Here is an 11,749-nt window from a genome sequence, read left to right on the forward strand (position 1 = left end):
TAGGGTATGGTCACAGTACGTGAACAACTTCCTGGACGATTAAACGAATTGTCTGAGGAAACGACTGTAGAACATGCCGAGCAAGCACGACAGGATCTGGCAGAATGGCTGGACCGGGTTCGTGACATCTTAGATGGGGCAGCATTAGCAAAACTCGAAGAAGTTGCCACCTATACGTTACAAAAAGAGCTGGAAACGACAGTCAAGCACCGGTCCAATACCTTGTATACCGGAATTGAAATGGCCGATATTCTGGCGCATTTGCATGTCGATGAAGATACTTTGTCGGCTGCCATGCTGTACCGCAGTGTGCGTGAAGGGGTGATGACCCTGGAAGAAGTGCGTGAGCATTTCGGTGACAGCGTACATACCCTGGTCAAAGGCACCCTGTCGATGGGTAAGCTGTCCGAGCTGATTGAAAAGAATAAACGGCTGGAAGATCACTTCAATAACAACCAGCGCGAGCATCTGACCGGCATTTATAAAATGCTGATTTCAGTCACTGAAGATGTGCGTGTGGTGCTGATCAAGCTGGCTGAACGTACCTATGCCTTACGTGAACTGACCACTGCGTCCAAAGAACGTCAGGAACGGGTGGCGCGTGAAATTCTGACCATTTACTCGCCGCTGGCGCACCGTCTGGGTATTGCCCAGTTAAAATGGGAGCTGGAAGATCTGGCTTTCCGTTATCTGGCGCCGGACCGGTATAAAGAAATTGCGTCTTTACTGAATGAAAAACGGCTGGAACGTGAGCAATATATCCAGTTTGTAATTGATAAGCTCAAGAGCGAGCTGGCGGCGCATGGCATTGAGTCGGAAATTACCGGCCGGGTTAAACACATTTATTCGATTTATCGAAAAATGAAGAGCAAAGACCTGAGCTTCGACCAGCTCTATGACATTCGTGCAGTGCGGGTACTGGTCAAAACCATTCCGGAATGTTATCACTCGCTCGGTATCGTACATCAGCTGTGGCGGCATATTCCGCATCAGTTTGATGACTACATTACCAATCCAAAAGCCAATGGTTATCGCTCGCTGCATACTGCAGTGATTGCTGAAAACAAGTCGCTGGAAGTGCAAATCCGTACCATGGAAATGCATGAAGAGGCGGAACTTGGCGTGTGTTCGCACTTTAATTATAAAGAAGGCAGCAAAACCACCGATCATTCCTTCAATCATCGTTTGCATTCTTTGCGTGCGGTGCTGGAGCATTATCAGGAACGTAACGACGCCAGTGCGCATAAGTCCGATGATGAAACTGAAAACTTCGAGCAGCTGCAAGAGTTTGAAGATTTTGAAAAGATTTATGTGTTTAGCCGCGATGGGGATATTAAAGAATTACCGCGTGGCTCGACCGTGCTGGACTTTGCCTACCATGTACATACCGAAGTCGGTAACAAGTGTTATGCCGCGCGGGTCAATCAGCGTTATGTGCCGCTGACCTATACCTTAAAAACCGGTGAACAGGTCGAAATTCTGACCAAGAAAGACCGTGAACCAAACCGCGACTGGCTGGTGAACTCACTCGGTTATATCAAGACTGCGCGGGCGCGTGACAAGTTACGCCACTGGTTCAGACAGCAGGACCGCAGCAAGAATCTGGAAATTGGCCGTGATATTCTGAATAAGGAATTGTCGCGTCTGGCGATTCACCCGAAAAGTATCGACTTGAATGATTACTGCAATCACTTTAATGTCAAACTCGGTGAAGACATTCTGATTGGTCTGGTCAATGGTGAAATCAGCCTGCATGCGCTGATTAACCAGGTTAACCGGCATATGCATCTGGATCAGGATGAACCGGAACTGGTATTAAAACCAACCCTGAATCCGCGAGCCAGCCATACCTTGTCGGCGCATGGCATTCTGATTGATGGCCTGGATAACGTCGAGCTGCATATTGCCCAGTGCTGCCAGCCGGTACATGGTGAATCCATTGCTGGTTATATTACCCTGAATCGCGGCGTGAGTATCCATAAGGTGGCCTGTCCGGATTATGTACGCATGATCAGCCAGGAGCCAGAACGTGCGGTCGAAGCCGACTGGGAAATGCAGCCAACCCGTGGTCAAAGCGTGCAGATTGTAGTGGAAGCCTATGATCGCCGTGGTCTGCTGAAAGATCTGACTCAGGTGATTTTCTCCGATCAGATTAATATTCGTCAGGTGAATACCATTTCCGAAAATGATGGTATTGCCAATATGAAGCTGTTAATTGAAGTCAAAGGTCTGGCGCAACTGTCACGTCTGCTGGCACGTTTGGAGCAGCAGCCGGGGATTATCAGCGCACGTCGTTTGGTACAGGGCAATTAAACTTTCTTTCTTATCTTTGAAAAAACCAGTGATCTTGATCGCTGGTTTTTGTTTAGGCAAGGAATGCGTCCACACATGAGCGCACAGATCATTCTAGAATTGGCCCATCTGGCACAGATTGCACCGCAGCAGCCGGCGCTGGAGCGTAAAGCGCACATCCAGCAGCAAAAGCAGGCCATTTATGCTTTTCGTAACCAGCGCCTATCGGCCTATTTAAACGCGCCAATCTGCTCGGAAGATTTTACCCGTACTGCATATGGCAAGCCATTTTTACCCGCGTATCCGCAGCTGGCCCTGAATCATAGTCACAGCCGTCAGCACTATGCACTGGCCTATAGCGAGCAGCTGCAAGATGTTGGGGTGGATGTTGAAGATCTGGATCGCAAGGTGCGCTTTGAGAGTCTGGCCAGGCACATGTTTCATCCGGCTGAATGGGAATTGTGGCAGGCTTATGACCAGGAGACAGATTACTGGTTTAAGGTCTGGACCACCAAGGAAGCCGTCCTGAAAGCATCAGGGCTGGGTATTCGCATGAGTCTGAATCAGCTGAATAGCGGGGTTCATCCGCATCAGCAAGGTGGGTTTTGTCATCATGAGGGCCTGGGTACATTTGCCTATCAGCATCTGAAGATTGGTGGCTGTATGCTGACCGTGGCCTGGCGTTCTGAACGTTCCTGCAAGGGATTTCAGTTTCCCAAGCTGCAACTGATCCGCCATTAAAAAAGCCCATCCGGAGATGGGCTTTTATGGGTACAGGAAGGAAAATAATTAAGGAATTTCTTCCTCTTCAAATTCCGGTTTTACCTGCACAATAAAGTCTTGACGGTTCAGACCGCGCCACAGTGCAAAGGCGGTACCAATATAAATCGAAGAATAAGTCCCGACAAAGACACCGACAAACATGGCAATCGAGAACCATTTCAGGCCATCACCGCCCATCAGCATCATCGCCACCACCACCAGTAACAGCGTCATCGAGGTGTGGATGGTACGACGTAAGGTTTCGGTTAAGGCAATATTGACCACTTCCAGCGGCGAAGCGCCCCGAATTTTACGGAAGTTTTCCCGAATACGGTCCGAAACTACAATGTTATCGTTAAGCGAGAAGCCGATAATTGCCAGCAGGGCTGCCAATACGGTCAGGTCAAACGGCCATTGCATCATCGCAAAAATACCCACAGTCACGATAATATCGTGGAACAGGGATAACACCGCACCCATCGCCAGTTTGAACTCGAAGCGGATGGTGACATAAATCAGCATCAGGATCAGTGCCAGTGCTACGGCACCTGCAGAACGTACATACAGCTCGTTACCGACCTGACCGCCGACCACATCAACCTTGGTCACATCGGCGCTGTTGCCCGGCAATTGTGCCGCGGCGGTAATGGTCTGGGTCAGGTCTTCGACTTCAATCTCGTCCTGCACCGGCATACGCACCATCAGGTCACGTTCAGAACCCAGGGTCTGTACCACCGGATCACGGAAACCGGCCTGTGTCAGGGCAGAAGAGACATCGCTGGCTTTCACTGGATTGCTGTAATTCAGCTCTGCGGCAATACCGCCGGTAAAGTCCAGACCCAGATTTAAGCCTTTGGTGGCAATAAAGAAGATGCTGGCCACGGTTAAAATGATCGAAAGCAATGCCGCCGGCAACGCAATCTTCATAAACGGAATGACGCGCTCATCATCCGGACGGCCGTATTTTTTCGGATTCAGTTGAGTATTCTCAGTCATCATCGATCTCCTTAAATGCTCAACTTTTTCAGGTTACGGCGTTTGCCATAAATGATCTGTACAATCGCACGGGTTACGGTAATGGCCGTAAACATCGAGCAGACAATACCAATCATTAAGGTCACGGCGAAGCCTTTAATCGGACCGGTACCAATCGCGAACAGAATGAACGCCACCAGGAAGGTGGTTAAGTTCGAGTCGAAAATGGTGTTATAGGCCCGGTCATAACCGGCTACGATGGCCTGTTTGGGTGAGGCCCCCCATTTGATCTCTTCCCGTATTCGCTCACAAATCAGGACGTTGGCATCGACCGCCATACCAATGGTAATCACGATACCGGCAATACCCGGTAAGGTTAAAGAAGCACCAATCCATGACATCACTGTCAGGATCATCGCTAGGTTAAATACCAGCGCGAAGTTGGCAATCACACCAAACAGACGGAAGAACACCACCATCCAGATCGCAACCAGAATAAAACCGATCTGGGTCGAGGTTACGCCCTTGTCGATATTTTCCTGACCCAGACTAGGACCAATCACACGTTCTTCAACGAAGTACATTGGCGCAGCCAGGGCACCGGCACGTAGCATTAATGCCAGTTCAGCCGCTTCTTGCGGTGAATCCAGACCGGTAATCCGGAACTGTGAACCTAATACCGCCTGAATGGTTGCGGCGTTAATCACGACTGATTCTGTATATGGGGTACGCACTTCAGTCTGGACGCCGGTTTCCGGATCGGTCACATAGCTGATGCGCTGCTTGTTCTCAATGAACAGAACCGCCATACGTTTACCGACCGCATTACGGGTCGCGTCTGCCATCAGCTTACCGCCTGCAGAGTCGAGGGTAATATTTACCTCGGCACCGCCAGTATCCTGACTAAAGCCACTCGATGCATTCTGTACGCGCTCACCGGTTAAAATACGGCTACGGTTCAGCAGCAACTGACGGCCACTGTCGAGCGATTCAAAGGCAAAGGCTTCAGTGCCCGGTGGTAAGGTCTGGCTGCTGAGCTGACCGGTATACGGGTCAATATGCTGATCATTCAGATCAGAGACCAGACGGAATTCCAGGTTCGCAGTACGACCCAGAACACGCTTGGCTTCAGCGGTATCCTGTACACCCGGCAATTCCACCACAATACGGTTGCTGCCTTGGGTTTGGACCAGTGCTTCGGCCACACCTAACTCGTTAATACGGTTACGCAGCGTGGTCAAGTTCTGGTTCACGGCATAGGATTCAATTTCCTGCTTGCGCGTGTCGGTATAGGTCAGGCGCAACATGGCACCATCTGTGGTGGCCAGGGCCTGCTGGTTAAACTCGTTGCCGTTACGGCGCAAGAAGTCCATTACGGCTGAGCGGTCGTCATTGTTGGCGAACTGCACGGTAATGGTGTTGTTATTCAAAGACAGGCTGTTGAATTTCAGTTTGTTGTCGCGCAGTTGGCGACGCAGGTCAGTCGCAGAGGTCTCCATGCGCTGGCTGATGGCCTTGTCCATATCCACTTCCAGCAGGAAGTGAACACCACCACGCAAGTCCAGACCCAGTTTCATTGGCTTGGCGCCAATTTTCTGTAGCCATTCTGGAGTGGTTGGCGCCAGGTTAAGTGCCACGACATAATCATCACCCAAGCCCTGACGTAATGCATCTTTGGCTTTAAGCTGTGCTTCGCTTGAGTCCAGACGCAACAGGGCTGCGTTATTGGTAAAGCTGTTGTCATGGCTGGCAATATTTTCTGATTTTAGAATTTGCTCTGCTTTTTGTACGATGCTTTGGTCAATTTGGGTACCGGCTTTGGCCCCAGAAATCTGAACCGCAGGTTCATCTGGATACAAACTTGGCAGGGCATATAATGTACTCACCACAAGAACTACGAGGATGAGTAGATATTTCCATGCTGGGTAACGCATTTAATTTTCTTCTTAAAATGAAAAAGTCGTGCGGGCGCACGACTAATTTTTGATTAAAGGTTGTTTAATGTGCCTTCAGGCAGAACTGAAATCACACTGGCACGCTGAATTTTTACTTCTACGCCGCGGTTCAGTTCAACCACTGCAAAATCACCTTCAAGTTTGGTGATTTTACCCATCAGGCCACCAGCAAACACCACTTCACTGCCTACGCCCAGGCTGTCGATCAGGGCACGGTGTTCTTTGGCACGTTTTGATTGCGGGCGCCAAATCAGGAAGTAGAAAATTGCAATAAAAACTGCAATCATCAAAAGGTTAGCAACCATGCTTGGTTGTTGTGCAGCTTCACCTGCTGCGTGAGCAGTAGAAATAAAAAGGCTCATTTCATTTTCCTAAACTAAAAACTGGAATCAATAACATTGATAATAAATTGACTTGTTCTGCAATTTACCCTGTCTTTTTCTTCAGCGCAAATACTGAAAAGATTAATCTTGCGGACAAGGCGGCACATCCAGACCGCGACGAGCATAAAAGTCCTGTACAAAGTCATCAAAAGTGCCATTGTCCAAGGCATTACGGATATCTTGGGTAAAGCGTTGGTAATAACGCAGGTTGTGGATGGTGCCGAGCATTGAACCGAGCATCTCGCCGCATTTTTCCAGATGGAACAGGTAGGCGCGGGTAAAGTTCTTGCAGGTATAGCAGTCACAGTGCGGATCAAGCGGGCTCTGGTCATGACGGTATTTACTGTTACGAATCCGTACCAGCCCATCGGTCACAAAATAATGACCATTACGGGCATTACGGGTTGGCATTACACAGTCAAACATATCCACCCCGCGGCGAATCCCTTCCACGATATCTTCCGGTTTGCCGACACCCATCAGGTAACGTGGTTTATCTTCCGGCATTTTGTTCGGCAGATAATCCAGTACCTTGATCATTTCTTCTTTTGGTTCACCGACTGACAGACCGCCAATGGCATAACCATCAAAACCGACTTCTAGCAGACCATTTAAAGACTCATCACGTAAATCTTCATACATCCCGCCCTGAATAATCCCGAACAGGGCATTTTTATTTTCAAGGACATTGTGATGATGTTCTTTACAGCGTTTGGCCCAGCGTAATGACAGCTGTAAGGACTTTTGTGCTTCTTCATGGGTCGCTGGATACGGCGTACATTCATCAAAAATCATGACGATGTCCGAGTTCAGGACCTTCTGGATTTCCATGGAAATTTCTGGAGAAAGGAATACTTTGGAGCCGTCAATCGGTGAACGGAAAGTCACGCCTTCTTCTTTAATCTTGCGCATGGCGCCCAGACTAAAGACCTGGAAACCGCCAGAATCGGTCAGAATCGGCTTGTCCCATTTCATGAATTCGTGCAGGCCACCATGTTCTTTAATGACATCCAGACCCGGACGCAAATACAGATGGAAGGTGTTGCCTAAAATAATTTGTGCTTGAATGTCTTCAATATCACGCGGGAGCATACCCTTAACGGTGCCATAGGTGCCGACAGGCATAAACACAGGGGTTTCCACCACACCATGTTCAAGAGTTAAACGACCACGACGGGCGCGACCCGATTGGCCTAATTTTTCAAACTTCATACAGGTTCCAAATCAAGGCGAAAAAACAGTTCGCTGATTGTTTGCGCTAAAAGTTCATCATTTTCCTAGATTCTGCCGTGAATTGCTAGTTTTGATGCGTTTTCTTGGGCAAATATTGTGGAGGAAAATCATGGCAATTACATGGCATAAAATTGCTGAATCCGTTGCTGGATTTCATCTTTCGGGAGGGCAAACAGGCCCTGTTCATTACTGTCCATGGCAGCAATCGAGTGAATCAGACGCTGGATATACAGATTGCTGTCAATAAAGCCCGGTTCTAGCGTCAGCAAATAGGCGGCGTGGGCTATTTCCAGGTAATCATAAGGTTCAATTTCCAGCAGCTGCGCCAGATCAATCAGCAGGTCTTTATCAATCTGCTGTAATTTTATCGCTGGTGGATGGGATGAAGCATCCAGCAGAGCAGGGCGCTGTTGATGGGCCAGAAATTCTTCCAGTAAGGGGCCAGGCGCATTCAGTTGCCGCGCAGAGTCCGCTGCCATTTGTGGCTGTTTGGCCACCTGCATGAAAAACACCATTGAACTCAGGTCCAGTCCATAGGCATTCGACAAGGCCTGCCGGGCCTGCTGAAACACATTTAGTAAAACCTGTAGATGGTTTTGTTGCGCGGAGTCACGCTGCTGAGCCAGTGGATGCCCAAAGATATGGCGCTTCTGGAAATAGTCTGTGAACAGGCGTTTAAACTGATTCAAATGCTGCTGATGTGGCTGGCTGCGATAGCGCCATTTCTGGACTGACCATTTGTCATGGTCTGACAGGTACTGGGCCGGATCTTCCTGCTCGCTAAACAGGCTGCGCCGGGTGGAAATGGCCAGATATTCAAAACCCAGATATTCATTCAGCACCAGGGCGCAGGCATAAATATGGTCCTGTTCATACTGCTCATAGAGTTGAAAAAACTCGTGAATGAGCGCCGCTTGAAAGCTCTGCAGATGTTCTAACATGGTCGGGACTAACTTTTTTATTTTTAATCATGCTGTGGTAATGCCTGAGCTGTTATTGATATTTTGCTCAGTGTTCTGATTGTGACAAAGCACAGCCAAATGTCAACCGGATGTCATCTGCGTGGGAGAAATCTCGCTGTAATCATGACAGGCGGTTTGACATTGAATCAAGAGGTCATCTTGGTTTTAAAAATTCGGGCGATACTCAAAGCCTTGCTGCATGCTTGGATCACGGAACGGGCGAATGGCTTTTTTGCCCAAAGTTAAGGTGTTAATGATGTTGTTTGGGAAAATCTGAATCTGGTTATTAAACAGCTCGACATTGCGGTTAAAAATAGTAATTGCGGCACCGACATTTTCATTCTGTTCTTCAATTTCGTGCATCATTTTTAAATAGATGTCATTGGCTTTCAGCTCAGGATAGTTCTCGACCACCACGTTTAGGCTGTGCAGCAGCTCTTTACTCAAACGCTCAATATGTTGCAGCTGGGCGCTGTCGGTACTGTCCAGTTTCAGGTTTAATACGTTCTGGCGCAGTTCAGTCACTTTGGCCAGCGTGCCCTGTTCAAAACTGGAATATTGCTCCACCACTGGAATCAGCTGTTCCAGAATTTTGACTTTCTGGCGTTCGTAACTGGTGACATCGGCCCAGGCACGAATACTGGCATTGTGATAACGCACAATATTGTTGCGAATCAGAATCCCGATAATCAGCACGGCCAGAATAATAGCCAGAAAAATCATCAATCCCATAGAAATCTCCCCACGTCCAAATTTATAAAAGCTGCAGCAAATGGCGTTGTAATTGTTCTAGATACGGTAATTTAAATGTACGCAGATGTCCACGTAAAGCCGAAATATCCTGAATGGTTTTATAGTTGCTGCTGGCCTGAAACAGGTTCTGGCTACCTACATAGCACAGGATTTTCTGTTCAGGATGAAACAGCAGATCGCCGGGCTGCGCGTTCAGGAAATTGGCCAGTTTCAGTACCACCGCCGGGGTCAGCTGCCGGGCCATCTGGTGGGTATCGGTGCCATAGATGTTTAACTGCCGGTTAATCTGAATATCACTGGTATGCCACGGCTGGGTATAGGGGTAGGCAAAGCTTTTGCGCTGCGAGCTGAGGGCCAGTCCCTGTAACTCGACCCCAAAGACAATGGCACCCCACAGGAATTTTTCAATTTCTTTAAGCCGCATTTTGTTGCCATTCTGGTCTTGGACCTGAATTTCAGAGACATAGCGATATTCAAACAGCATCACCTGATGGGTCTGGCCCTGTTCATCCTGCCAGTGGGTCAGGGCATAGCGGCGAATGTCATTGCTGAGATTGCCTTGCTGGAACAGCGGAAACAGCTGCTTGATTTGCGCTATAAAACGGACCGGCTGGAAAATGACCTGTTCATGCCGGGGAATGCTGTTAAAGGCCAGCTGATACTTGAGCGCCAGTGCCTGTTGCTCCAGTTCCTGAATGGCATTGGTGATTGGGCGGCTGGATTCATAACAGAGAAACGCACCAAAGATCAGCAGACCACCGAGCAGCAGACACAGCTGCAAGGCCCAGTGCGCCGGGGCCAGCCAAAACAGCAGGATCAGTATCAGGCCGATGATGCCAAGCAAAATTGGCAGCTTGTTTTCAAAACGCAGGCTGATCGGGGCATTCCAGGGATGCAGCCGGTCGAGCAGTTCCTGCTGAGATTTGGCCTGGGCACCAATCTCCCAGAGCCGGGCGAGATTATTCCACACCAGCTGATTCTTCTTGCGGCGAATATGGATGCTGTGCTGAATATTCTCGATTGGCATGGGGCAGTGCTCTAGCTGTGGGCCTGATCAATCAGCATGGCATCGCCATAACTGAAGAAGCGGTAACGCTGCGCGACTGCATGTTGATACGCACGCATGATATTTTCACGACTCGATAGGGCCGACACCAGCATCAGCAGGGTTGATTCAGGCAAGTGGAAGTTGGTGATCAGGCGATCCACCACTTTAAATTTATAGCCCGGATAAATGAAAATCTGGGTATCACCGGTCCAGGCCGCCAGTGTGCCGCCGTGTGCCTGTGCTGCACTTTCGACTGCACGGGTGGCCGTGGTTCCAACTGAAATGACTTTATTGCCACGTGCTTTGGCCTGCTGGATCATCTCCACAGCGGCGGCTGGTACATCACACCATTCGCTGTGCATGATATGGTTTTCAATATCAGTGGTGCGTACCGGCAGGAAGGTTCCAGCACCGACGTGCAAGGTTACAAAGGTTTTTTGAATGCCTTTGGCTTCAAGCTTGGCCAGCAGTTCGGCATCAAAATGCAGGCTGGCAGTCGGGGCGGCAACACTGGCCAGTTTGGTCGGATCATTAAATACGGTTTGATAGCGTTCGGTATCAATCGCTTCTGCTTCACGGTTAAAGTACGGCGGAATGGGCAGGGCGCCGTAGCGATCCAGCACCTCTAGAATGGGCTGGGAAAACTCGACAATAAACAGGTTCTCATGCCGGCCTTGTACCGTGACTTTCACTTCATCTGGACCAATGAAGAGTTCAGCACCAGCTTTTGGTGAATTGCTGGCTTTAATATGACAATGCGCAATAAACTGATCTTGCATGCGTTCAACCAGCACTTCCACAGCGCCACCGGTAGCACGTTTACCTTTCAGGCGGGCTTTCATGACTTTGGTGTCATTTAAGACCAGCACATCACCAGCTTCAAGTAAATCGACAAGATCGGTAAATTGATGATCTTGATACTGACCTTCGGCATTGACATGCAGCAGGCGTGAGGCGCTGCGCTGTTCCAGCGGGTAACGGGCAATCAGTTCATCAGGGAGGTCGAAATTAAAATCAGAAAGTTGCATGGTTAAATAAATGCGCAAAACAATAACAGGATTGGGCGTAGTATATGCGTTTTTTGGTTTTATCGCTGAAATTGCCTAATTATAAGACAAAAAAAATCGGGTTGATTTATTTTTAAACAAATATGGGAGGCGAGCGTTGACAAGCGGGTGAAACAGTTTATTATACGCATCAACACCTTCCCGAGGTGGTGAAATTGGTAGACGCGGCGGACTCAAAATCCGCTGTCAGAGATGACGTGTCGGTTCGAGTCCGACCCTCGGGACCACAGATTTTAAAGAACCCCAAGCATATTCAGACTTGGGGTTTTTTATTGCCTCAAATTTATGGATAGCTATCTCATATCGCTTTGTTATTCGA

The 11,749-nt window shown here is 48.9% G+C and carries 10 protein-coding genes and 1 tRNA gene; 3 read left to right on the forward strand and 8 right to left on the reverse strand.

Features of this window, described 5'->3' with window-relative positions; all coding sequences use genetic code 11:
* Positions 1-6: 6 nt before the first annotated feature.
* Both FTU50_RS07065 and FTU50_RS07070 read left to right on the forward strand, forming a co-directional pair.
* The gene (locus FTU50_RS07065; protein WP_045796610.1) at positions 7-2,313 is read left to right on the forward strand and encodes a bifunctional (p)ppGpp synthetase/guanosine-3',5'-bis(diphosphate) 3'-pyrophosphohydrolase; all 2,307 of its coding nucleotides are present in this window, start codon (positions 7-9) and stop codon (positions 2,311-2,313) included.
* Positions 2,314-2,388: 75 nt separating this feature from the next.
* The gene (locus FTU50_RS07070; protein ID WP_127799670.1) at positions 2,389-3,033 is read left to right on the forward strand and encodes a 4'-phosphopantetheinyl transferase superfamily protein; all 645 of its coding nucleotides are present in this window, start codon (positions 2,389-2,391) and stop codon (positions 3,031-3,033) included.
* Between the two features lie 48 nt (positions 3,034-3,081).
* Here FTU50_RS07070 and secF read toward each other — a convergent pair whose 3' ends face one another.
* The 8 genes from secF to queA form a co-directional block, all read right to left on the reverse strand.
* The gene (secF, locus tag FTU50_RS07075; RefSeq protein WP_171065090.1) at positions 3,082-4,053 is read right to left on the reverse strand and encodes a protein translocase subunit SecF; all 972 of its coding nucleotides are present in this window, start codon (positions 4,051-4,053) and stop codon (positions 3,082-3,084) included.
* An 8-nt stretch (positions 4,054-4,061) separates the two neighbouring features.
* A complete protein-coding gene (gene secD / locus FTU50_RS07080) occupies positions 4,062-5,963 on the reverse strand; it encodes a protein translocase subunit SecD (protein ID WP_016658621.1) in 1,902 nt (633 codons plus the stop codon).
* A 53-nt stretch (positions 5,964-6,016) separates the two neighbouring features.
* On the reverse strand, positions 6,017-6,346 hold the full coding sequence (yajC, locus tag FTU50_RS07085) for a preprotein translocase subunit YajC (RefSeq protein WP_005180065.1): 330 nt from the start codon (positions 6,344-6,346) through the stop codon (positions 6,017-6,019).
* A 102-nt stretch (positions 6,347-6,448) separates the two neighbouring features.
* Positions 6,449-7,579 carry a tRNA guanosine(34) transglycosylase Tgt gene (gene tgt, locus FTU50_RS07090; protein ID WP_045796613.1) on the reverse strand — a complete coding sequence of 377 codons (1,131 nt, stop codon included), beginning with the start codon at positions 7,577-7,579 and terminating at the stop codon, positions 6,449-6,451.
* A gap of 137 nt (positions 7,580-7,716) precedes the next feature.
* Positions 7,717-8,541 (reverse strand): DUF4303 domain-containing protein, encoded by an 825-nt coding sequence (locus FTU50_RS07095; protein WP_180054961.1) that lies wholly within the window; start codon positions 8,539-8,541, stop codon positions 7,717-7,719.
* 186 nt (positions 8,542-8,727) lie between these two features.
* Complete coding sequence (locus FTU50_RS07100; RefSeq protein ID WP_104500079.1) at positions 8,728-9,294, reverse strand: LemA family protein; 567 nt, start codon at positions 9,292-9,294, stop codon at positions 8,728-8,730.
* Positions 9,295-9,316: 22 nt separating this feature from the next.
* A complete protein-coding gene (locus FTU50_RS07105; RefSeq protein ID WP_168394115.1) occupies positions 9,317-10,342 on the reverse strand; it encodes a hypothetical protein in 1,026 nt (341 codons plus the stop codon).
* 11 nt (positions 10,343-10,353) lie between these two features.
* The gene (gene queA / locus FTU50_RS07110; protein ID WP_168382661.1) at positions 10,354-11,391 is read right to left on the reverse strand and encodes a tRNA preQ1(34) S-adenosylmethionine ribosyltransferase-isomerase QueA; all 1,038 of its coding nucleotides are present in this window, start codon (positions 11,389-11,391) and stop codon (positions 10,354-10,356) included.
* Between the two features lie 179 nt (positions 11,392-11,570).
* Between queA and FTU50_RS07115 the strand changes: the two genes are divergently transcribed.
* Positions 11,571-11,657 (forward strand) — tRNA-Leu (locus FTU50_RS07115).
* Positions 11,658-11,749: the final 92 nt, after the last annotated feature.

It is taken from the genome of Acinetobacter sp. YH12112 (genome assembly GCF_013418945.1).
In the GTDB taxonomy this organism is placed as follows: domain Bacteria; phylum Pseudomonadota; class Gammaproteobacteria; order Pseudomonadales; family Moraxellaceae; genus Acinetobacter; species Acinetobacter indicus.